Here is a 23,092-nt window from a genome sequence, read left to right on the forward strand (position 1 = left end):
TATATTTTCCTGCCAAGAGGCTTTTTATGCTGTCCGTTCAATATGGGGCAGTTCACTTTCAGCCAGGCTTTTATTTTGCATATAAAAGCTGAAAACAGCTTGACGATAAATTTCAGAAAACTTATAATGGATACAGAATATATTATTAGATAATTGTTATTGAAAATGGAGGTAGGGAGAAATGGCAAAATATAAATGCAGTGTCTGCGGTTATATTTATGACGAAGAAAAGGAAGGCAAGCCGCTGGCAGACGGTAAATGCCCAGTGTGCGGTATGGAAATGGTGCTGCTGGAAGAGGACACCGTATCTGCACAGGCGCCTGCCACTGCTCTGGAATGCGCCGCCGCTTCGGAAGCTTTGGCTTATGATCCGGCATATGCCAGAATGGATACCGGCTGCCGTTATATGGATGATATACATGAGATGGCGGTAACCGGCAAGTCGATCATCGGGGCAATGGGTACACAGATGCCGATGCCGGGGTGGGACGATATATTGCTTTTGGGCAATCAGCTGAACCCGCCGCCGCTTAACGATCATGATGCGGTGGATACGACGACGGTGATCGGCAGAAATGCCAAGAAGCCTTTGATTTTGTCCAATCCGATTTTTGTTTCGCATATGTCGTTCGGCGCTTTGTCGAAAGAGACGAAGGTGGCTTTGGCTAAGGGCAGCGCTTTGGCCGGTGCGGCGATGTGCAGCGGCGAGGGCGGTATCCTGCCGGAGGAGATGGCTGCGGCGCATAAGTATATTTTTGAATATATCCCTAATTTATACAGTGTAACGCAGGAAAATCTGCGTAATGCCGACGCGATCGAGATCAAGATCGGCCAGGGGACCAAGCCTGGTATGGGCGGGCATCTTCCCGGCGGCAAAGTGACGCCGGAAATCGCGGCGATCAGAAACAAGCCTTTGGGCGAGGATGTTATCAGTCCGTCCAAGTTCCCAGGTATGGAGACAAAGGAGGACTTGAAGGCGTTGGTCAGCAGGCTGCGTGAGGAGTCGGACGGCAGGCCGATCGGTATCAAGATCGCGGCGGGCAAGCTGGAACGTGATCTTGAGTTCTGTGTGTTTGCGGAGCCTGATTTTATTACGATCGATGGGCGTGGCGGCGCTACCGGCGCCAGCCCGAAGCTGGTGCGCGATGCTACCAGTGTGCCGACGGTATATGCTTTGCACCGTGCCCGCAAGTATCTGGATGCTGTGGGCGCTGAGGATATTGCGCTGGTGATCACCGGTGGTTTGCGGGTGTCTTCTGATTTTGCCAAGGCGTTGGCAATGGGCGCCGATGCTGTGGCAGTGGCTTCGGCTGCATTGATAGCGGCGGCCTGCCAGCAGTACCGCATCTGCGGCACCGGTAAGTGCCCTGTGGGCATTGCTACGCAGGACCCGGAGCTGCGCGCAAGGCTGAAGATCGAGACAGCGGCGCAGAGGGTAGCTAACTTTTTGAATTGCTCGCTGAATGAATTGAAAACCTATGCTCGCATTACCAGGCACAGGCGGCTGCACGATTTGAACGTGGGCGATCTATGTACGATCAATCGTGAGATTTCTGACTATACCAATATTCCGCATGCCTGATTTTTGACAGGCTGACAGTAGTTTTTACCCCGTATGCTTTGGGCATACGGGGTTTCTTTTGTCTGGTCACCTGTAAGGTTGAATGGATACTGTAAAAATTTTTCAGTTATTGCCGTAATTATGTATGCAGAGGTTAAAAATTTTCAAAGTTTACGTTAAATTTGAAGAAATTTTACAATAAGTTTTCATTTAGTATAAAGTAATTATTTTAAGTATAAGTTATATCTTGCCAGAGTAAAAGTTATATGTTATGATAAAAAACGTAGATTATCTTAATGGATAATATTAAATTATTTTTAAATATTTGATTAAATTAAAATCTTTTGAATAAAATAATTGACCAAAATAGCAATCCTGACAGGAACTGTTTGCTATAAGAGCTTGCAGGAGTTTAAGCACGAAAGGAGATGTTAAAATGAGCGGGTTTACCGAGCTGAATTTTCGAGAGAATCATGCGTATAAATATTTTGATGTTTATGACGTAAAAAACAGTGTTATAAAGAATTATCATATGATCGGAAGCGAGGTCCTTTATGAGATTAAAGAAAAAAGATGTCGGTTTAGCTGCGTTGATTTTGATGTCCCTTTCGGGGGCTGGATATGCTGATGCACCGATTACAGGCAGTACGGTTATCAATGGTGATAAGATCATCAATGTAGATACCGGTTCTACTGCCGGTATCAATTTGACGGGCAATAAGGAGATAAGCCTGGATGCCGCGACGCCTGATGCCGCAGTCGTGATCAAGGTCGATGGGCAAAGAGCCATTGGCGAGGTGCGTTATGGGATCAATTTGCGTGATAATGCTAAGCTTGCTTTAAGTGATGTGAGCATTATCAGTGAGGACAGGACTGGCGATGTGCATGGTATTTTGGCCAATGGGGCCGGGGTCGAGGCCAGTATCAATAATTTATATATTGATGTCAACGGCAATAAGAGTTATGGCGTGAATGTCGGCAACGGCGCCAAAATGGATGTTGCGGGGAATATGACGGTCGCTGTTACCGGCGATACTGTGCCTGCTTCAGGGATCAGGGCCGTTACGGTCAATTCTGCCAATGGAGTGCTGAATGTCGGCGGCGACCTGATCGTGAAGGCCGAGAGTGATCAGCGTGCTTATGGTATTTATAATACCAGCGGCGGCAAGCTTAATGTGGCTGGCGATACTTATATAAGCAATATCAGTGAGGTGGGCCATGCCATATTTTCTGCTTCCAGTAATGACGGCGGTGAGATCAGGCTGGGCGGAAATTTATATATCGACAGCCATAGTGATCAAAGCTACGGTATTCGCGTTATCGGCGGACTGGTCGATGTAGAGAAGAACACAGTAATGAATTTGTATGGTAATAATGCCTACGGTATCCATACTTCAAAGGATGGCAACGGTCTTGTTGAGGGCGTCATCCATTTGCACGGTGATGCGGCGATAATCGCACACGGCAAGGCCGGTAAGGGTATCTATGCTTCAACAGGGCTGGTAACGATCGACGGCAAAACCTATCTGCAGATGCAGGGGGAGAAGTCTTATGGTATTTATGCTGATTATGCAGGGAAAACCGTTTTAAATGGCGGCGTCAGTATTGACGCGCAGCAGGCCGGTTCGCAGGGAATCTATACTTATCGCGGCGGTCAGGTGGAGCTGCACGACGTTGTAGAGATCATTACCGGCAGCGATGCGGCGTCTAATGCGATCAAGGTGGACGGCAGAGGCGGTACGGCTGCGGACAGGTCGGCGGTCAGCGGTACAGCTCTGTTTAATATATTGGGGAATATACAGGTCACTTATGGCGGAAGTGTTGATTTGAAGCTGACGGAAGGTTCATTTTGGCAGGGGGGTGCTGAAATAGATTCGGGTAATGCGTCGTCAAGCTCGCTGAGCTTTGACAGGAATTCCATTTGGCAGATGACGGGCAGCTCGGCGCTGACTGATCTGACTTTGAACAGCGCCTGGCTGGATATGACGGCCGACGGTAATACGTTCAGTACATTGACGGTCGAGAATCTGGCCGGCAGCGGCGGCACGATCGTGCTGGATATTGATGGCACGGCTGTCGATGAAAATGATAAGCTGTATGTGACGGATACTTTTACTGGCACACAGGCTTTGAAACTGCACGAGATCAACGGCCGTGATGATGACCCGACTTTGGGGCAGGAGGCGCTGGGAACTGTTTTGGCGAGCGTTAATGTGAATAACGGTACCTTTACTGCTGTGGACGGAGAGGGGAGTCTGTTCTGGCAGCGGTACGAGCTGGGGGAGCAGGCCAGCAGCAGCGCCGGTTTTGCTACTGACTGGTATTTGAAGGAGATCGAAAACATTGCGCCGTCAGAAAGGCCGACGACAGGGGTGGCAACGGTCTTGTCAGCCAATGCTTTGAATTACCATACCTGGCGCACGGAGAATGATAAGCTGCTGCAAAGAGTGGGAGAGCTGCGCCACAACGGCGATGCTGCCAAAGGCGCCTGGTTCAGGGTCAGCGGCAGTAAGATCGGTCAGAGCGGGGGCTTTGGTTTTGCTAATAAGTATACAGGTTATGAGCTGGGGTATGACGAAGTGGCAAAACGTACGGAGGATTTTGTTCGCTATAACGGTGTGGCACTGAGCTATACCGATGGCAGCAGCAGTTACCGCAGCGGCAGCGGCGATAATCATGCGCAGGCGATAAGTTTCTATGGTACGCAGCTCGGCAGTAAGGGTCATTATTTGGACGTAGTCTTTAAGATCAGCCATTTGGATAATGATTTTGCCGTTTATGACAGCAACGCCAGGAAGATCACGGGCGAGTTTGAGAACGTGGGTGTGTCTTTAAGTGCCGAATATGGACGTAAGAATGCTTTAGGCGGCGGTTGGTATGTCGAGCCGCAGGCACAGTTTACTTTGGGCTATCTGGGGGGAGACCGTTACCAGACCAGTAACGGTTTGACGGTGCAGCAAAGCGGTATCAACAGTGCTGTGGGGCGCATCGGTTTCAATATCGGTAAAGAGGTTGGCAGTAAGGGGATAGTTTATGCGAAAGCTAATCTGCTGCACGAATTCGGCGGCGGTTATGATGTGACGCTGACTGACAGTTCAGGCAATCGTTTTGAGGCTGATGAAGGTTACAGAGATACCTGGTTTGAATATGGTGTCGGCGCTGCCTTTAAAACCGGCAGCAACAGCCATGTTTATTTTGATGTGGAGCGCAGCAGCGGCAGTGACTTTAAAAAAGACTGGCAGTGGAACGCCGGCGCCCGCTGGACCTTCTAAAAGAGCGTTGATCGGGGGATCGGCGGAGGAAACAATAATAGGGAAAGTTTTTAATTAAGAAAGAGCGTATATCCTGCTGTATAGTAGCGGGTATACGCTCTTTTATCTTGGAATAAAGCTTATAATATGAACTTTTTGCAAACTTTCTCAGTAAATGCTTGACCTGGAGTGAACTCCAGCCTGTAGAATCGAATTAAAGCAAAGGGTATGGAAGGAAGAGGTAAAACAGTGCTTTTTGCTAAGTAAAAGTTGAGGAGGCAAGGTATGAAAAAAATCATCGCGGCCTTGATGGCGATACTGGCCATGCTGGTGGCAGCCTGCGGCGGCAGCAATGCCGAGGCTATTTCTACTGATAACGGAGGGAAAATCATGCAAAGTGAAAAGCAAGCTAATAATGGTAAAGCGCTGGTAGTATATTATTCGCGTTCGGGGAATACGGAAGCTGTTGCCAGAATGATCGGCAATGAAACAGGGGCGGATCTGTTCAGAGTGACGACGGTAAAACCTTATCCGGAAGAATATCGCGCTGCTACGGAGCAGGCCAGGGCTGAGCGCGACAGTAATGCCCGCCCGGCGATCAATGGAAGGGTAGAAGATTTGGCGGCTTATGATGTTATTTATATTGGTGTGCCTAACTGGTGGAGCACGATGCCCATGCCGATGTTTACTTTTTTAGAGCAGCATGACCTGTCTGGAAAAACTGTGGTGCCGTTTGTTACGCATGGCGGCGGTGGGGTTGCCAACTGTGTCAGCGATCTGAAAAAAGCGGTGCCTAATGCTAAGGTGCTGGAGGCTTTTGTTGTCAGCGGCAGTAATGCCGCTAATGCCCAAAGCGACGTCAGTGCCTGGCTGCAGCGTTTAGGTTTGACAAAATAAAATATTATTACCGGGAATAAAAACAGAGAGCGCTTTTAAGAAGCTCTCTCTGTTTTTTTGCAGTAAGGTTTAACGATATTCTTTTTGCAGATATTCTAAAAATTTTGCGGCAGCTTTAGGAAAGATTTGATATTTTTTCCAGACGATATTCAGGCCAACTTCTAATTTGGGTTCTAAGGGCCGGAAACACAGTGGGCTGCTTTCTGTTGTTTTGATGATCCGGTCAAGGCACAGGGCTGAACCAACGCCTTCTTCAACCATCAGCGAGGCGTTATATAACAGATTATAGGTAGCGACGATATTCAGTTTATTAAAGTCGCCGCCCAGCCAGCCGGAAATTTCATTTTTGACCATTTCCTGATCAGAAAGCAGCAGTGGTATAGCAAACAGATCTCTGGGGGTAACTGTCGGCTTGTTGGCAAGCGGGTTGTCTTTGCGCATCAGCAGGCCCCAGATATCGGTGGACGGCAATTTGATGAAGTCATATTTTGATAAATCGGCCGGTTCAATAAAAATACCGAAATCTAATAACCCATTGTCGATACGTTCGGCAACGTCTTCGGCCTGAGCGCTGAAAATATGGAAACGTATATGTTCGTATTGCTGCTGCATTGTGCGGATGATTTTGGCTATCGGCCGAATGCCTTCTGTTTCAGCGCCGCCAATATAAATGTCGCCGCTGATATTTTCGCCGGAGGCAGTGAGCTCGGTTTTTGTTTTTTCCATTAAGGAAACGATTTCTTCGGCACGTTTACGCAGGATCATACCGTCTTCTGTCAGCGTTATTTTGCGGTTGCCGCGGATAAAAAGCTGTTTGCCAAGTTCTGTTTCCAGTTCTTTGAGCTGCCTTGAAAGCGGCGGCTGTGTCATATGTAAAAATTCGGCCGCGCCGCTGATACTTTCTTCACGGGCTACGGCAAGAAAATATTGCAGGGTCCTGATATCCATAAAAATTCCACCTCCGGTACAATCATTATAATAATAATTGCCATACTTTTCAAGTATATCAACGCATTTAATATATGTATTTGATATTCGTGATCGCTGCTTTTATAATTAAGACAAAGGAGGCGATCAGGTGAAGGAGTTACGGATGTCGGGCAATGACATCAGGGAAAATCTTGCTGCTGCCGGTTGTGATCGTAAGTTTATTGAATGTTTTGCGGTAGTTATGGAAAAGAAATAGCTTTCAGAACAATTAGAGTTATTAACGGGTCATCGGGTCAGATTGCTTAAGGAGCTGCATGAGATACAGATAAAAATAGATCGTCTTGATTATTTGATTTTTAAGCTGAAAAAATAACGGGAGGCAGAGGAGAAATATGTTGAAAAAAGTTTTGGTAATAACGGCAAGCCTGCGTAAAGGCGGTAATTCAGAGCTTCTGGCAGACGAATTTATAAAAGGTGTGCAGGAGGCTGGTCATACGGTAGAAAAAATAGGCCTGTATGGTAAAACGGTAAATTTCTGCAAAGGCTGTCTGGCTTGTCAGCAAACAGGGTGCTGCGTTATTCGTGACGATATGGATGCGATCGTTCCCAAGATGCAAAAAGCCGATGTACTTGTGTTTGCAACGCCGGTTTATTTTTACGAGATGTGCGGGCAGATGAAAACTCTGCTCGACAGGAGCAATCCTTTGTTTGCGTCTGATTATGCATATCGCGAGGTTTATTTGCTGGCAGCAGCGGCCGATACGGCAGCGTCGGCTGTCGACGGGGCCCAGAAAGGGCTGCAGGGCTGGATCGACTGTTTTGAGGGCGTTACGCTTAAGGGTGTTGTTTTGGCTGGCGGCGTGACTGCTGCCGGAGATATTCACGGTAATACGGCTTTAAAACAGGCACAGGAAATGGGTAGGCTGGTATAAGGCTAAAGCCTTACAGGTAAAGTTATGCTGAAGCAGCATGGCGTAGAAAAATACTAACTAATATTATAAGGAGTGGATCATTATGAAAAAGAGAACTTTTACTGATCGTTATGTGAAAATATTGAGGGCTGTCGCCCTGGGGCTGATTTTATCGACGACGGGTACAGGCGCTGTCTGGGCGGCTGATATGTCGCATGGTGCCGATAATTTTTATAAAAGCGATAAGGTTGATGTGCAGAAAGTCACTTTTAAAAACCAGTATAAAATGAATATCGCCGGGAATTTATATCTGCCCAAAAATATGGATCAAAAGCAAAAGCACGCCGCTATCATAGTCGGACATCCAATGGGGGCAGTCAAAGAGCAAAGCGCCGATCTTTATGCTGCCAAAATGGCGGAACGCGGTTTTGTAACTTTATCTGTCGATCTGGCTTTCTGGGGCGGCAGCGACGGCCAGCCGCGTAATGCTGTAGCGCCTGATATTTATGCCGAGACTTTCAGTGCGGCAGCAGATTATCTGGGGACAAGTCCCTTTGCCGACAAAGACCGGATCGGCGTGATTGGGATCTGCGGCAGCGGCAGTTTTGCCATCAGCGCCGCGAAGATCGATCCCCGTCTGAAAGCTGTTACGACTGTCAGCATGTATGATATGGGCGCCGCTAACCGTAATGGCCTTAATCATTCACTGACGCTTGCGCAAAGAAAGCAGATCATTGCCGAGGCGGCAGAGCAGCGTTATGTGGAATTCCAGGGCGGAGCAGCTAAATATACCAGAGGTACTGTACATGAAATCAACGAGGATTCCAGTCCGATCGAGCGTGAATTCTATGACTTTTACCGTACTCCGAGAGGTGAGTTTACTCCGGCAGGTTCTTCGCCGCTGTTGACTACGCACCCGACGCTTTCCAGCAATACCAAATTTATGAATTTCTATCCTTTCAATGATATCGAAACTATTTCTCCGCGCCCGCTGCTTTTTATTACCGGCGATCAAGCCCATTCTAAAGAATTCAGCGAAGATGCTTATAAACGCGCGGCAGAGCCTAAGGAGCTGTATTATGTTGCCGGTGCCGGGCATGTGGACCTTTATGACAGGGTCGAACTGATCCCGTTTGATAAAATCGAGAGCTTTTTTAAGGCCAATTTAAAATAACTTACTGCCGGTGCAGCTGCTTGATTTGTTAAAAGTGGTGTTTGTGTGGATTCTCGGAAGAATGGGAATCCACATTTTTATTAACGTGAAGGGGAGATGTTATGGCAGAGAAGAACGGTTTACTGATTTTTATTCTGACGGTAGGTGTTTTTGGTATCATCAATACGGAAATGGGTGTGCTGGGGATTCTGCCGCTTTTGGCTGAAAAATTCAGTGTCAGTATAGCGCAGGCCGGCTTATTGGTCAGTTTGTTTGCTTTGGCAGTAGCTATTGCGGGGCCGGTGATGCCGCTGCTGTTTTCGGGTATCGACCGCAAAAAGGTGATGCTGCTGGTGCTGGGTATATTTGTTTTAGGTAATATCACGGCTGTTTTTACTGATAATTTTACACTTATGTTGTTGGCGAGGGTCGTGCCGGCAATTTTTCACCCTGTTTATTGTTCGCTGGCTTTTTCAGTTGCGGCAGCTTCCGCCAGTACTGAAGCCGCACCAAAGGCTGTAGCTAAAGTTATTGTGGGCGTATCGGCTGGGATGGTGCTGGGTGTGCCGGTCAGCAGTTTTATTGCCAGCAATTTTTCACTGACGGCGGCTATGAGCGGTTTTGCCTTAGTTAATGCAGTGGCGCTGATCGCGACCTGGTTCTTCATACCGTCGCTGCCGGTTACCGTCAGGCTTTCCTATGGGCAGCAGCTGCAGGTCTTAAAGAAACCGGATTTGTGGCTTTCTATTGCTGCCGTGGTGTTTATGAATGGCGCCGTTTTTGGCGTATTCGGGTATTTTTCCGGTTATCTTACCAGTATCACGGGTTTTTCGTGGAATGCGGTAAGCTTGATTTTACTTGTCTACGGTCTGATGAATATCGCCGGTAATTTTCTTGCCGGGCGCCTGTTGAGTTCGGGTGCCGTTGCCGAGAGGCTGGTAGTAATATTTCCAGCTGCTTTGGGTATCGTTTATGCCGCGTTTTTCTGGGGCGGTTCTTTGGCGCTGCCAATGGCTGCAATTACTCTATTGTGGGGTGTTTTGGGAGGGATGAACGCCAATATCAATCAGTATTGGATCTCTACTGCCGCGCCGGAGGCTGCGGATTTTGCCAACGGGCTTTTCCTGACCGCCGCTAATTTAGGTACGGCTTTAGGGTCGGTTGTTTGCGGCATGGTGATCGCGCGTATAGGGATGCAGTATGTGATGTGGGGCGGCATTGCTTTTCTGGTTTTATGTTGGGTAATGATTATAGCCAGAGTATATAGAAACGACGGTTATTTTTATCAGAGAAGAAATGGATATTTTTTGTAACAGCAACGGCAGAAAGTGCCGGTTTGAGCAGGAAAGTTAAAACTTTTTGTAAATTTATTCAGCAGGAAGTGAAAAAGGCAGGTTTACTACTTGACTTGAAGCGGACTTTAACCTGTATAATAAGAGCATGAAAGTTTTTGGGCGTTATGAATGTTATGTGTTATAAATTGAGACTTCGGAAGGAGACTATTGATTTTGAGTGTTATTTTGTTTATTTCCCTGATCGATTTTATTTTAAGCTCTTTGGCCTGGGTCTATTACAGTCATGCCTTTTCTTTTCTGCGCTCGACGCCGTTTATCATTTTATATGTCCTCTTGATGCTGAATACTGTTGGCAGCCGTATGCTGCCGGCAAGTCTGCCGTTGCCGCTGCTGAAGCTTTCGGCCTGGCTGAGTGGTTATTGGATCGCTTTTTTGTATTATTCACTGCTTTTGATGGTGCTGCATGGTATTGTATATAGTGTGCTGCGTATTTTATCGTTCAAGCTGCCGTTTACGCAGTTTGCCGCTGCGGGAGCAGTATTTTTAGTGATTTTTATTGCCTGGGGCAGCTGGCGGGCGTTCAGCCCGGTGGTGCGCACGGAAAACGTTGTCAGTGCGAAGCTGCCGCCGGAGGCGCGGTATAAAATAGTGCTGGTCAGTGATATTCATTTGGGGCGCGAGCTTGGCTATGAGTACAGTAAGGGGCTGGTACAGCTGATAAATGCGCAGCAGCCTGATCTGGTGCTGATCGCCGGCGATATTATGGATGAACGTCTGCGGTATATCATCGATGAAAATTCGCTGGCGCCGTTAAAAGAATTACGGGCGCCGCTGGGCGTATATGGGGCGTTTGGCAATCATGATTATCTTGACCGTCCTAACGAGCTGCGGGCACTGCTGGCGGCTAATAATGTCAGGATACTGACTGATGAAAGCACGCTGGCTGACGGTAATTTGAAAATCACGGGTCTGCATGATTATCGTGTTTCAGCAAGTACGGTGCCGCTGCAGAATTTGAGCAGTAATAATGCTGGATATTACAGTATCCTGATCGATCATCAGCCGCGGCGCATGGACGCTGCGGCGGCAGCGGGCTACGATATGTATCTGGCAGGACATACCCATACCGGGCAGATGTTCCCTAACAGGATGGTGACGCAGCGGATGTATAAGCTGGATTACGGTTTGGAGCAGTTTGGTGATCTGACTGCGATCGTCAGCAATGGTTATGGCTTTTGGGGGCCGCCGGTGCGGACGGAGCTGAAACCGGAAATAGTAGTGATAAATCTGCAGGGTAAATAAATAAAAACCTTCGGCTCAGCCGAAGGTTTTTATTATGTGTATTTTAGAGTATTTCTTCACGTACCAGCTGATTGATCATTTTTTGCTTGCCCAGTACCCACAGCAGATCGCCTTTTTCAAAGACCAGCGAAACGTTGGGATTGGTCATGGTATAGCTGCCGCGTTCCAGACCGATGACGAGGCAGTACCAGTCATCACGGATATTAGTGTCCTTGAGCGATTTGCCCAGGATGGGTGAGTGTTTATCGATCGTGATGGCACAGGATAAGAAAGCGGAAACGTTTTCTTTGTCATTATCTTCGCGCAGCATAAATTCACGCAGGGTGATAGGTTCTTCGATCAGGTTCATGCACAGCCGCTGGGTATTGATGGCTGTGTCAAACAGCTTGAATTGAGAATCCGTGCCGATCATCAGCAGAGTAGAATCTTTTTGCAGGATGTGGTGGCCGCCCGGCATATCGACGACTTCTTCCGGTGTCGTTATTTGCAGGATATTGCAGCCGTAAAGCTCGCGGAAGGCAAGCTGGATCAGCGTCTGGCCGATCATGGGCGAGTCTTCGCAGATCTTGTAACGTGCCAGCTGCAGTTCCTGGTCGAACCAGCCGTAAAGATGTTCTTCGCCTGCTTCTGCCAGAGCTTCACGGTGTTTGAGCATATGCCGTTCGTTCAGGTTGACCAGAAAGCGCGATTCCATCCGCAGATATTCACCCATCAGCCAGTCGGAGGACGAGATGAAATAGGCTGCGCCTGCTGTTGCCAGTGCGGCCAGCAGCGATTGCAGGCCCAGCAGCTTGGCAAAAACAAAGTAGAGGAAGGCTGCCGCGATGAGGATCTTTAAAAATAACAGCAGCGTCAGCGGGATATGGTTGGAACGTTTCTTGAACCACAGCGTCGAGAAAAGTTCCGGGTGATTGGTTTTATTGACCAGTACTGCCCGCAGGAACGGCGCCATAACTATCAGCGTCAGCAGCGCTGTCAGCAGATTGCTGTAGGGGGCAGTCATTTTCCCGGACAGGTAGGGCTGCAGGTAGTAGTAAGAGCCCAGGGCAACGGCAGAGAGCATGGTAGTAAAAATCAGGATGCGGATAAAATATTCACGCAGGAAATCACGCCAGTCGCTGTCTTTGCCGTCGTTATCAGGATTGGCTTCCGTATAGCGGTCCAGCCATTCCAGGGTTTTATCGGGCAGCGATTTTTTAACGAACTGGTAGGCCGGTTCTGCTGCCATGACGAAGAAGGGAGTGGTGAAGGTAGTGGTTACGGAAACAGCGACGATGATCGGATAGAGAAAGTCGCTGATAACGCCGAGGCTCATACCCAGAGATGCTATGATGAAGGAAAATTCACCGATCTGCGCCAGGCTGAAGCCGCAGTGCATGGAAGTGTTGAGGTTTTGACCGGAAAGCAGTACGCCGGCGCCGGAAAGCAGCAGCTTGCCGACCAGTGTAACAAGAATAAGTACGATGATGGGTACTGCGTATTCCAGCAGCAGGGCCGGGTCAACAAGCATACCGACTGAGACGAAAAAGACGGCGCCAAACAAGTCTTTGACCGGTTTGACAAGGTGTTCTATCTTTTCGGCACTGGGAGCTTCGGCGATCAGAGAACCCATGATAAAGGCGCCTAAAGCGGCCGAGAAGCCCATGTGAGTAGCCAGAACGACCATGCCCAGGCACAGACCTATGGAGGCTACCAGTAAAGTTTCATCGTTCATCAGGCGTTCAGCCCGTTTAAAGAAGGTCGGTACCAGATACATACCGAGGACAAACCATAAGACCAGGAAAAACAGCAGCCGCATGACGCTTTCAACAAGTTCGAGTGTGGAAATATCAGCGCTGGCAGCGGCTAAAGTGGAAAGCAGCACCATCATGATAATGCCGACGATGTCCTCAACGATCAGAATACCAAAAACCATTTCTGTAAAACGCTGGCCTTTGAGTTTGAGGTCTTCAAAGGCTTTGATGATGATAGTAGTCGACGACATGGCCAGCATACCGCCCAGAAACAGGCTGTCCATATGATCCCAGCCCAGCAGATGACCGGTAAAATAGCCAATGACAAGCATGCCGCCTATTTCAACGAAGGTGGCGATGAAGGCTGTACTGCCCACACTTTTGAGCTTGTAAAAACTGAATTCCAGACCCAGGGCAAATAAAAGAAAAATAACGCCTATTTCAGACCAGGCGTTGATATTGGCAGTGTCTGATACAGTGGGAAAAAAGTTGAAATGAGGGCCGGTAATGAAGCCGGCAATAATGTAGCCAAGTACTAAAGGCTGATTTAGTTTTTTGAACAGGATCGTCGTGATACCCGCAACTAAAAGGATCATCGCCAAATCAGCGACTATCGGCGGTAAATGAGCCATAGGCAGTCACCTTCTTTCATAGATTTATTATACGTAGACCATTTATGCAAACCTTTGCGGACAAATTTAACAAAATGTTGTATAATATTAAAGCTGTATCTTAAATAATCTTTACTATAATATTATACAATATTTCCGGTGACAAAAAAGTGAATTTTAATACAAAATTTGCATATGGAGGGTTTAATTATGTACAAAAATCTAGTGCTTGTAGATGGTGAGATCATGCCGGCAGAGGAAGCGGCGGTTTCAGTCCACGACAGGGGCCACCAGTTTGGCGACGGCGTGTTTGAAATAGTGCCTGTTTACAATGGCCGTTGTTTTGCTTTATTGCCGCATATGGATAATTTATTCGAATCTGTCATTAAAGTCAAAATACCTGCCGTTTACACGATCGAAGAACTGATTGAATTTCATGAAGCCCTGATCGCTGCAAGCGGTATTGAAAATGGCGAGATCTATACACAGATCACCCGCGGTACTGCCGATTACGGTCTGGCTTTTCCGGAAATGTCGGTACCGCAGCTGACAATGACGATCGTGGAAACTGACCGTACGGCATTAGCGGCCAAACGTGAGAGCGGCGTCAATATCATTACGACCGAGGATAATCGCTGGCAGCTTTGCAACGTCAACACCCTGAACAGGCTGCCCGAGGTTTTGGCAAGGCAGAAAGCACGTGAAAGCAATGCTTTTGATACGCTTTTTATTCGCGAGAACGGTAAGATCACCGAGAGTACTGAAAGCAGTTTTATGGTGATCAAAGATGAAATGATCTGGACGCATCCAGATAATAATCTGGTCCATAAAAATATCACCCGCCGGCTGATCAAAGAACGTCTGGCGCCTGATCTGGAGATGCAGGTTATTGAAAAAGCGTTTGATATGGATTTTGTTTTAAAAGCTGAAGAAGCATTTTTATGCGGTCCGCGCTGTGAAATCATGCCGGTGACAAAAATCGACCGCAAATTTATCGGCAGCGGCGTAGGCAAGATAGTACCGCAGCTGCAGGCTGCGTTCAAAGCTTTTGTAGAACGCGAATGCCCGGCAAAATAGGAGAGCGTAATGGAAAATAATAATTGGGTAAGAGGCGCGATGCTGCTGGCCGTTGGTCTGGTGCTGCAGGCTTTGCGTTTAGTGATCCCCATGCCGCCGATGTGGACGGTTTTTATTGTTGGGACCTTAGTGAATATGGTATTGGTGCTTGCTGCCCGTACGGTTGGTTTATGGCCTTCGGTGATGATCGCCGTGCTGTTGCCTGTAATGGCATATTTCCAGGGGCAGCTGCCGCTGCCGTTTTTGATCCCGGTAGTTGCTGTCGGGAATCTGGTGATGGTGTATCTGTGCGCCCGTTTCTGGGGCAAGGGGATCATCATCGCGGCGCCGCTTTTTAAAACGTTTATTTTATATTGCAGCAGCCTGTTTGTTCTGTGGCTGGTGGCAGTGCCGGAAAAGCTGTCGCTGTTTATTTTGTTTATCATGGGCTGGCCGCAGATGATCACAGGTATTTTGGGCCTTGTACTGGCATATAAGCTGCATAAACGTATTTTCCCTGACAGTGCTGTCTGAAAACAGGAGCAGGTTTGGGAGAACTGATTTTTGAGTGCTGAAAAACAGTGGCTGGCCGCAGTGATTTGCTGTTTGTGGTTCTTTAAAAAAGTTTGAAGAAACGCTTGACAATTATATGCAGATACGGTATTATTGTTATTGTTCCGTTGCGGAACATTGAGTCGCCGAAGTGGCGGAATTGGCAGACGCACTTGACTCAAAATCAAGCGTGGTTACCCCACGTGCCGGTTCGAGTCCGGCCTTCGGCACCATATTACAAAAAGAAACACTCCAGTTGAAACTGGAGTGTTATTTTTTTGCTGTTTATAATTGGTATTGGCTGTGCGAAAGAAAATGAAGAAAATGGTTCCATTATAAAGTTATTTTAAGAATAACTTAATTTGGAAGCGATGCCCAGACAGATAAGGAACGCAATAAAATAAATGATTGCTGCCTTGCGCCTGGTTTTAGGTTCAAGTACACTAAGCGGCAGCACCCAGTGCGGTTTTACTAAGCCGATGCCTAATAAAATCAAAGACAGGGCTGTGAATGTGAAAAAGATCGTATCCATTCCATCATCTCCTTCTAAAAAGATATTATGATAATAGAGAAAAATCTTGTGTGGCGAGTGACTGGAGTACGGTTTTAAATATGAGGAAATTTTAATAATACCCCTTCCTCACTATTAGAATATCACGTTTGGGCAAGACAAACAAGGGTGCGGACAGTTAACTGCGGAGTTTTCTTGATCATGGAAAATTTTCAAAGAAATTTTATGAGATAACAGTTTGATTTATTAAGAAGAATCAGCTGAAATAGTCATTTTGGATATAAAATTTTTGAAAAATTAATTTAATTAAAGTGTTTTAGTATAGAATTAGTGGTATATTGAGTATAGATAAAAAGCCTTGGGTAAGGGCGTTTTTGATTATGATGAAAGGGGCAGATAAGATGAAAGAGAAAGAGCTGCTGAAATTAGGATATAAAAAATATGAAGGAGAAACGTACGACGTTTATTTTAATAAAGACATCTGCAAGCATTCCGGCAATTGCGTCAAATCCAATCATACGGTATTTCAATTAAAACGTAAACCCTGGGTACTGCCTGTGGCAACAGAACAGGAGTCTGCTCTAAGAGCGATCAAGGGCTGTCCTTCGGGGGCGCTGAAATATAAATTGAAAGATTCTGATGAGATCGAGCCCTAACAGGAAAGGATGAATAAAAATGTTTGAATACAGACTTGATGAAGCTAACAGCAGATTTGCGGTATTTCATGAAAATAAAGAAATTGGCGAGATTTCTTTTGTCAAAACAGGTGAGCATCTTTTGATCATTGATCATACCTATGTAGATGAAAAATGGAAGGGACACGCGATTGGCAACGCGCTGGTGCAGAAGGTTGTAGATTTTGCCATTGCCGAAAACAGAAAGATCATTCCGTTATGTCCTTTCGCTAAGAAGGTATTTGACAGAACACCTGAATACGAAGCAGTATATTCCAGATAGAAGTAATTTATGATTTAGAACTGATGCCGGCAGCTTGGCAATAAACTGCCGGCTTTTTTGTCTGCTCAGGGGTCTGTTATTTTTTATGTAAAATTTATATGTTATAATCAAAATAAGTGCTAAAGGATAATTATGCAAATACAGGCAAGGAGGATCGGAGATGGTCAATAAGGTATTAGAGCAGCTGGATAAGGAAGAGCTGATCAAACTGATTGAGATTTATTCTAAAAGCTGGCTGGCTATGGATGGCGTCTGGTTTCAGTCAGTAGAAAGAAAGTTTGGTATGGCAGAGGCGATGGAGCATGACTGCAATATTTGGGAAGTTTTTACAAAAATTGAGGCACAAAAAATAAAGGAGTTTTTAAATTTGCCGCCAAGACCTGGTATCGAAGGGTTGAAAAAGGCTTTGCAGCTGCGTTTATATGCCAATATCAATGAAGATGAGATAATCGTTGACGGCCAGACTTTGATTTACAGGACCATGGACTGCAGAGTGCAGAACGCCAGAAAGCGTAAGGGCATGGAATTTCATCCCTGCAGGCCTGTGGGTGTTATCGAGTATACAGGCTTTGCTAAGGTGATCGACGATCGTTTTGAGTGTGAAGCGCTTAGCTGTTATCCTGAAATAACAGATGCATCCTGTAATTGTGCCTGGAAATTTATATTGAAGGACGAGCAGTGATCGTATATGAAGTTTAAACAGGGATTTTGTAAATAATCTACTGCTTCAGGAGGAACTGTGGTCCTATCATTTTAAATTAGGGCAGAGTATAATTAAAGCAGATCAAAGAAATGAAAGAGGGTAGAGCAAATGGATCTTTCCGTTTTGTACAAACTCACATATGGGATGTATGCCATTGGTACGCTTGACGGCACAAGGCCTGCCGGCTGTATAGTCAATACCGTGATCCAGGTGACAAGCGAGCGTCCGATCGTTGCGGTGAGTATGAATAAAAATAATTTTACATATGAAGCGATAAAAAAGAGCGGCCGGTTCAGTATTTCCATTTTATCTGAGGCGGTGGACCGTAATGTTATTGCAGAGCTGGGCTTTGCCTGCGGCCGGGAGATCGATAAATTCTGCGGTAAAAATTTTGCCTGCGGGATTTTGGACGGCCTGCCGATAGTCAAAGAGCATGCCTGCGGGTATATGATCTGCGAAGTGATCGCCATACATGATGCTGAGACGCATTGCGTGATCATGGCACGGCTGACTGATACTTTAGCCGGTGCTGATGAAAGCCCCATGACCTATGAATACTATCATAAAGTTGTTAAGGGTAAAGCTCCGAAAAATGCTCCGACTTATCAGGAGGAGGCTCCGCAGGCGGAAAAGCCGGATAAAATACGTTATATTTGCGAAGTATGCGGGTATATTTATGAAGGCGATATTACCAAAGAGCCGGATGATTATGTTTGTCCGATCTGTAAACAGCCCAAAAGCCGTTTTAAAAAAATGTAAAATATAAAGAAAAGCAAAAATCCGCCGGTTTCGGCGGATTTTTGCTTTATCTAAAACTTTATAGACGGAAATCACGTTCTCCGTTTTCAATGTCTGCTAAATGCTGCAGAACAAGTTCTTGTACTTTGGGGTTGGGGATATTGCTCAGTTCTGCCTGAATAAGTTTTTCACCCAGAGCTTTGGTATGAGGTTCGGCGTAGTCCGTCAGATATTCTTTGAGTGTCATGAGGGCATTTGGATGACAGCAGTTTTGGATCTGTCCGCTTTTGCACAGGCTCATGAAGCGGTCGCCAGTGCGTCCCTGGCGGTAGCAGGCAGTGCAGAAGCTGGGCAGGTAGCCGATTTCCATGAGCCAGGCCACTACTTCGTCCAGGCTGCGGGTGTCGCTGACGTCGAATTGGGCAGAGTTCTCGGCTGCCGGTTCAGGAGTGGCGTAACCGCCGACACTGGTACGTGAGCCGCCGCTGATTTGAGAAATACCAAGATGCAGAACGCGTTCGCGTGATTTCTGACTTTCACGGGTAGAAACGATCATACCTGTGTAGGGCACAGAGATCCTGATGCAGGCTACAAGTTTGGCAAAAATATCGTCGTTGATACTGTTGTTGAAGGCCTCAGGGTCAATATCATCAGCCGGGCAGATCCGCGGGACGCTGATCGTATGCGGGCCGACTCCGTGTACTGCTTCCAGATGCTCGGCATGCATTAACAGGCCGGTAAATTCATAACGGTAAAGCTCCAGCCCGAAAAGCACGCCCAGACCTACATCGTCGATGCCGCCCTGCATAGCTCTGTCCATGGCTTCCGTATGGTAGGCATAGTTGCTTTTTGGGCCGGTAGGATGCAGGCGTTCGTAGCTTTCTTTGTGGTAGGTTTCCTGAAAAAGTATATACGTGCCGATGCCGGCTTCGTGCAGCTTACGATAGTTTTCGACGCTGGTGGCGGCAATATTGACGTTGACGCGGCGAATAGCGCCGTTTTTGTGCTTGATGCTGTAAATTGTCCTGATACTTTCCAAGATATAATCAAGTGGATTATTAACAGGGTCTTCGCCGGCTTCCAAAGCCAGGCGTTTATGCCCCATATCCTGCAGCGCGATGACTTCGCTGCGGATTTCGTCCTGTGTGAGTTTTTTGCGGGTGATGTTTTTATTGACGCTGTGATAAGGACAATAAACGCAGCCGTTGATGCAATAATTTGAAAGATACAGCGGTGCGAACATGACGATGCGGTTACCGTAAAAATCTTTTTTGATCTGTTCGGCCAAGGCAAAAATTTCCTGATTTTTGTCCTCCAGCTCACAGTCTAAAAGTACGGCGGCCTCACGGTGTGAAAGACCCTTGCGTTCCTTTGCTTTAGCGATAATGCTGTCGATAAGCGCGGCATTATTTTTGTTGGCTGAGGCATAGGCAAGAGTGTCCAGGATTTCATCATGGGCGATGAATTCGCTGGCTTGCATTGATTTGACATTATACATTTGTCGACCTTCTTTCTTTCGGGGCAGGAATCCTTTCCCGTCAGTGATTTCCCTTATATATTATCAATCTTTAAAGGGCTGTTCCTGCGGAGCCTTTGCGTATAAAGCCTTGACGCTGACTCCTTTGAGCATACCTATTTTGCCGGAAAGCGTACTGATGACATCTGCCGGGGCGTCGAGAACGATACTGATAATGTTGATGCCTTTTTGTTTATAGGGCAGGCCCATACGCCCGATGATATATTCGTTGTGTGTATGCAGTAATATGTTAAGCTGTTCAACTGCGGCAGTATTTTCAACGATGATTCCCAGTAAGACGACACGCGTCTGCATATAAGCACCTGCTTTCACGACAAAATTATTGATTTATATTAGTATTATATCATAAAATATCTGTGGTTATTATCAATAGAATGGCATGGCGCAGTTAGAAGATAAAAAAAATTTGCTGAAATCAACACAAAAATGATAAAAGTGCTATAATATATGAAGCAAGATAAAAGTAACGCTGTCAAAAAGTTACAAAAATCGTTGCTCTAATTATTTTATTACAGATCGTGAGATCAAAGAGATGTTAAAAAAATTTGCAGGTCGGCTGCTGTCAACAGCTAAAACAGTGCTGCAGTCAGTGATATCATGGCGGAAGCTGACGCAGTCAGAACAGGGCGTTATTTGAGCAGCAGGCCAGACCGTTATGATTTAAGAGTTCTAAATTTTTTGTAACTGTTGTAAATCATGCACAGGTGCTTTAGACATATGTTTTTTATAATTTGGCATCAAGTGCTGCATAAGGTTATTTTGGTAAATAAAAAAGTGACCGTCAATGAGAGCCGAACCCTCTCGTTGACGGTCAAATGATTGAAAAAGATTAATAAAGGAAGACTAATGTCCCAAGCAAATGTCTCGTTTGCTTTGACTGCATTATAACAATAATAAAAGATAAATGTTGTTGCTGAGGCAACACACGTAAATTTAAAAAATAATATCAGAATAAAGTAATTAAAGTAAGTTTGAATACAGAAGATGTTCGATTTATAATATAGATATATCAAGGGCATATTAAATAGGAAGAAACTTATTTATTTTATTTAGATGATTGAGAGTATTAAAGAAGGAGGACAGCTATGAAAGCGGCAATGCAGAATCTTTTAAGTCTCCCCTTGTTCAAAGGGTTAGCCAGCGACGAATTAGATACCATTCTTGGTAAAGTAAATGCCCTTGTTAAGCATTTTGAAAAATCGGACTATATTTATTTAGCCGGAGATGCTGTTGAAAGTATTGGCATTGTTGTAGCCGGCACTGTGCAGATGATCAAGGAAGATATTATGGGCGAGAAGTCCATTATCACGACTATGGGGTCAGGCTCAATTTTTGCTGAAAACTTCCTGGGAAACGACAAACAGGAGGAGAAGACCAATGTAAGCTACTTTGCAGCCAGCGACAGCGAGGTCTTGATGGTCCCCTTCGGTAAGGTGCTGAGTGATCTAAGCAATAATGATCCTTGCCGTAATAAATTGCTGACGAATATGATTGCTATTTTGGCCAGCAATAATGCACAGTTGATTGAAAAAACAGAGATCTTATGTAAAAAGACCCTGCGCGGAAAGATCATGACTTATCTGGAGCAGGAGGCGAAACGTAACGGTTCCACTGAATTTGAGATACCTTTTAACAGAACGGATATGGCTAATTATCTTGTTGCAGACCGCAGTGCTTTGACTCGTGAGTTAGCCAGAATGAAAGAATGCGGATTGATTGATTTTGAAAAGAGAAATTTTAAAATTTTGAAGTTTGAGTAGTTTGAACGCACTTATAATTTAACAAAACATTATTAATTTATTAAGAGACCGTTAAAAAGCCGGGACCATGCATGGTTCCGGCTTTTGCACTGTTTATTACAAATTTTGAAATATAGTGTTGCCGGGGCAACATCATTTTGCATTAGCCATTGCTATAATGTAAATTAATAAAGGGATTATCAAACTTGTAATTCCTTTGCGATCTTTATATGTTGTCCGTTTGTTCGAACAGCATATAGAAAATTTAAAAAGGAGGAATTTATTATGTCCCAAGCAGTAAAATGTTTAATTCTGTTGGCTGTGATTGCATTGCTCTTTGTTACTGAACTTATCCCTCTCGCAGTCACCGCTACTGCCGGTGCTATCGCATGTGGTCTGTTAGGCTTTATCCCGGCAAAAACCGTTTTCTCAGGTCTTTCTAATTCTACGGTAGTTTTGTTTGCTGGTATGTTTATCGTAGGCGCTGCAATGTTCTATACTGGTTTGGCCCAAAAAATCGGTAATACTGTAGTTCATTTCTGCGGTTCTGGTGAAAACAGCCTGATGTTTGGTTTAATGCTTGTAGGTACGTTGTTATCTTCGGTACTTTCCAACACTGGTACTGCAGCCTGCCTGCTGCCGGTTGCTTTAGGTATCTGCGCTGCTGCAAAGATCCCTGCTTCCCGTCAATTGATGCCTTTGGCATTCGCTTGCGGTTGGGGCGGTATCATCACAATGGTAGGCACACCGCCTAACATTATTGCTACCGGTGCTTTGACTGCTGCTGGTCTTGAAGGTTTCGGTTTCTTTGAATTTGCATGGATCGGTATTCCTGTATCTATCGCAGGTATGCTCTACATGATGTTCATTGGTAAACATTTACTCCCGAAAGTTGAGTTAGATGCTGATCAGGAAATCGAGCAGGAAGTTGAAGCTACTACTACTTCTTCTTCGAAACAAATTATTTCCGGTCTTATCCTGTTGTGTGTTGTTGTTGTAATGGCTTTGAATATCAAAGGCGTTACTTTGGAAATGGCTGCTATCATCGGTGCATTGGTTTGCGTACTGACTGGCTGCCTGACTGAAAAACAAGCTTATGCTTCTATCGACTGGGTAACCATCTTCCTGTTCGCAGGTATGATGCCTGTATCCACTGCAATGGATAAAACCGGCGCAGGTAAATTGATTGCTGAATGGACTGTTGGTCTGATGGGCGGTTCTCCGTCTCCGTTAGTAGTTACCGCAGTATTGTTCATTCTGTCTTGCGGCCTGACCCAATTTATGTCCAACACTGCATCTGCAGCTCTGCTGTGCCCGATCGGTGTTGCTATCTCCAAACAATTGGGCGCTGACCCGAAAGCAGTATTGATGGCAATCGCAGTTGCAGCATCCTGTGCATTTGCAACTCCGGTAGGTACGCCTCCGAATACTTTGGTACTTGGCCCTGGCGGTTACAAATTCATGGACTATGTTAAAGCAGGTGTCGGTCTCGTTATCGTATCCTTCGTAGTATCCCTGGTTGTAATTCCTATCGTATGGCCTTTCTTCCCTGGCAAATAAGCTGGGAGCTTTAAGTATAAGATTTTTCACTAAAAACCTGTCGATTTTATCGGCAGGTTTTTGTTTTTATGTCAACTTTACTTTTTCTTGCTATA

General features: G+C 45.9%; 20 protein-coding genes and 1 tRNA gene. 16 read left to right on the forward strand and 5 right to left on the reverse strand.

Annotated elements, in window-relative coordinates; genetic code table 11:
* Nucleotides 1–181: 181 nt before the first annotated feature.
* The 3 genes from Q4G98_RS06815 to Q4G98_RS06825 all read left to right on the forward strand — a co-directional run bounded on the left by Q4G98_RS06815 (nucleotide 182) and on the right by Q4G98_RS06825 (nucleotide 5,709).
* Nucleotides 182–1,582, forward strand: coding sequence for a glutamate synthase-related protein (locus Q4G98_RS06815; RefSeq protein ID WP_298565494.1), 1,401 nt, complete (start codon nucleotides 182–184; stop codon nucleotides 1,580–1,582).
* A 533-nt stretch (nucleotides 1,583–2,115) separates the two neighbouring features.
* Nucleotides 2,116–4,833: an autotransporter outer membrane beta-barrel domain-containing protein gene (locus Q4G98_RS06820; protein ID WP_298565492.1), complete on the forward strand. Its 2,718-nt coding sequence runs from the start codon at nucleotides 2,116–2,118 to the stop codon at nucleotides 4,831–4,833.
* A 264-nt stretch (nucleotides 4,834–5,097) separates the two neighbouring features.
* Nucleotides 5,098–5,709, forward strand: coding sequence for a flavodoxin (locus Q4G98_RS06825; RefSeq protein WP_298565490.1), 612 nt, complete (start codon nucleotides 5,098–5,100; stop codon nucleotides 5,707–5,709).
* A 69-nt stretch (nucleotides 5,710–5,778) separates the two neighbouring features.
* Here Q4G98_RS06825 and Q4G98_RS06830 read toward each other — a convergent pair whose 3' ends face one another.
* The gene (locus tag Q4G98_RS06830) at nucleotides 5,779–6,657 is read right to left on the reverse strand and encodes a LysR family transcriptional regulator (protein WP_298565488.1); all 879 of its coding nucleotides are present in this window, start codon (nucleotides 6,655–6,657) and stop codon (nucleotides 5,779–5,781) included.
* A 374-nt stretch (nucleotides 6,658–7,031) separates the two neighbouring features.
* Here Q4G98_RS06830 and Q4G98_RS06835 point away from each other — a divergent pair, with 374 nt between their 5' ends.
* The 4 genes from Q4G98_RS06835 (at nucleotide 7,032) to Q4G98_RS06850 (ending at nucleotide 11,300) form a co-directional block, all read left to right on the forward strand.
* The gene (locus Q4G98_RS06835) at nucleotides 7,032–7,571 is read left to right on the forward strand and encodes a flavodoxin family protein (RefSeq protein ID WP_301961900.1); all 540 of its coding nucleotides are present in this window, start codon (nucleotides 7,032–7,034) and stop codon (nucleotides 7,569–7,571) included.
* Between the two features lie 82 nt (nucleotides 7,572–7,653).
* Nucleotides 7,654–8,724: an alpha/beta hydrolase gene (locus tag Q4G98_RS06840; RefSeq protein ID WP_298565486.1), complete on the forward strand. Its 1,071-nt coding sequence runs from the start codon at nucleotides 7,654–7,656 to the stop codon at nucleotides 8,722–8,724.
* A gap of 101 nt (nucleotides 8,725–8,825) precedes the next feature.
* Nucleotides 8,826–10,016 (forward strand): MFS transporter, encoded by a 1,191-nt coding sequence (locus Q4G98_RS06845; RefSeq protein WP_301961901.1) that lies wholly within the window; start codon nucleotides 8,826–8,828, stop codon nucleotides 10,014–10,016.
* Between the two features lie 195 nt (nucleotides 10,017–10,211).
* Complete coding sequence (locus Q4G98_RS06850) at nucleotides 10,212–11,300, forward strand: metallophosphoesterase (protein ID WP_298565483.1); 1,089 nt, start codon at nucleotides 10,212–10,214, stop codon at nucleotides 11,298–11,300.
* 43 nt (nucleotides 11,301–11,343) lie between these two features.
* Here the strand turns inward: Q4G98_RS06850 and Q4G98_RS06855 are convergent, their stop codons facing one another.
* On the reverse strand, nucleotides 11,344–13,665 hold the full coding sequence (locus Q4G98_RS06855) for a cation:proton antiporter (protein WP_301961902.1): 2,322 nt from the start codon (nucleotides 13,663–13,665) through the stop codon (nucleotides 11,344–11,346).
* Nucleotides 13,666–13,854: 189 nt separating this feature from the next.
* Here Q4G98_RS06855 and Q4G98_RS06860 point away from each other — a divergent pair, with 189 nt between their 5' ends.
* The 3 genes from Q4G98_RS06860 (at nucleotide 13,855) to Q4G98_RS06870 (ending at nucleotide 15,485) form a co-directional block, all read left to right on the forward strand.
* The gene (locus tag Q4G98_RS06860) at nucleotides 13,855–14,721 is read left to right on the forward strand and encodes an aminotransferase class IV (protein ID WP_298565479.1); all 867 of its coding nucleotides are present in this window, start codon (nucleotides 13,855–13,857) and stop codon (nucleotides 14,719–14,721) included.
* 9 nt (nucleotides 14,722–14,730) lie between these two features.
* Entirely contained in the window at nucleotides 14,731–15,234 is a 504-nt protein-coding gene (locus Q4G98_RS06865; RefSeq protein WP_177559453.1) for a hypothetical protein, read from the forward strand.
* Nucleotides 15,235–15,397: 163 nt separating this feature from the next.
* Nucleotides 15,398–15,485: transfer RNA gene (locus Q4G98_RS06870), tRNA-Leu, on the forward strand.
* A 113-nt stretch (nucleotides 15,486–15,598) separates the two neighbouring features.
* Here Q4G98_RS06870 and Q4G98_RS06875 read toward each other — a convergent pair.
* The gene (locus Q4G98_RS06875) at nucleotides 15,599–15,784 is read right to left on the reverse strand and encodes a hypothetical protein (RefSeq protein ID WP_177559451.1); all 186 of its coding nucleotides are present in this window, start codon (nucleotides 15,782–15,784) and stop codon (nucleotides 15,599–15,601) included.
* A 380-nt stretch (nucleotides 15,785–16,164) separates the two neighbouring features.
* Between Q4G98_RS06875 and Q4G98_RS06880 the strand changes: the two genes are divergently transcribed.
* From Q4G98_RS06880 to Q4G98_RS06895, 4 genes are all read left to right on the forward strand, one after another.
* The gene (locus Q4G98_RS06880) at nucleotides 16,165–16,419 is read left to right on the forward strand and encodes a (4Fe-4S)-binding protein (RefSeq protein ID WP_177559449.1); all 255 of its coding nucleotides are present in this window, start codon (nucleotides 16,165–16,167) and stop codon (nucleotides 16,417–16,419) included.
* Nucleotides 16,420–16,438: 19 nt separating this feature from the next.
* The gene (locus Q4G98_RS06885; RefSeq protein WP_293720254.1) at nucleotides 16,439–16,720 is read left to right on the forward strand and encodes a GNAT family N-acetyltransferase; all 282 of its coding nucleotides are present in this window, start codon (nucleotides 16,439–16,441) and stop codon (nucleotides 16,718–16,720) included.
* 160 nt (nucleotides 16,721–16,880) lie between these two features.
* Nucleotides 16,881–17,402 carry a DUF6125 family protein gene (locus Q4G98_RS06890; protein WP_298565475.1) on the forward strand — a complete coding sequence of 174 codons (522 nt, stop codon included), beginning with the start codon at nucleotides 16,881–16,883 and terminating at the stop codon, nucleotides 17,400–17,402.
* A 129-nt stretch (nucleotides 17,403–17,531) separates the two neighbouring features.
* On the forward strand, nucleotides 17,532–18,182 hold the full coding sequence (locus Q4G98_RS06895; RefSeq protein WP_298565473.1) for a flavin reductase: 651 nt from the start codon (nucleotides 17,532–17,534) through the stop codon (nucleotides 18,180–18,182).
* Between the two features lie 58 nt (nucleotides 18,183–18,240).
* Here Q4G98_RS06895 and hydG read toward each other — a convergent pair whose 3' ends face one another.
* Nucleotides 18,241–19,659, reverse strand: coding sequence for a [FeFe] hydrogenase H-cluster radical SAM maturase HydG (gene hydG, locus Q4G98_RS06900; protein WP_298565471.1), 1,419 nt, complete (start codon nucleotides 19,657–19,659; stop codon nucleotides 18,241–18,243).
* A gap of 63 nt (nucleotides 19,660–19,722) precedes the next feature.
* Nucleotides 19,723–19,992, reverse strand: coding sequence for a TM1266 family iron-only hydrogenase system putative regulator (locus tag Q4G98_RS06905; RefSeq protein ID WP_177559434.1), 270 nt, complete (start codon nucleotides 19,990–19,992; stop codon nucleotides 19,723–19,725).
* Between the two features lie 791 nt (nucleotides 19,993–20,783).
* Between Q4G98_RS06905 and Q4G98_RS06910 the strand changes: the two genes are divergently transcribed.
* Both Q4G98_RS06910 and Q4G98_RS06915 read left to right on the forward strand, forming a co-directional pair.
* Nucleotides 20,784–21,458 carry a Crp/Fnr family transcriptional regulator gene (locus Q4G98_RS06910; RefSeq protein WP_301961903.1) on the forward strand — a complete coding sequence of 225 codons (675 nt, stop codon included), beginning with the start codon at nucleotides 20,784–20,786 and terminating at the stop codon, nucleotides 21,456–21,458.
* Nucleotides 21,459–21,722: 264 nt separating this feature from the next.
* Entirely contained in the window at nucleotides 21,723–22,997 is a 1,275-nt protein-coding gene (locus Q4G98_RS06915; RefSeq protein ID WP_293662629.1) for an SLC13 family permease, read from the forward strand.
* Nucleotides 22,998–23,092: the final 95 nt, after the last annotated feature.

Origin of the sequence: uncultured Phascolarctobacterium sp. (assembly GCF_958349595.1) — a bacterium.
Lineage (GTDB): Bacteria > Bacillota > Negativicutes > Acidaminococcales > Acidaminococcaceae > Phascolarctobacterium.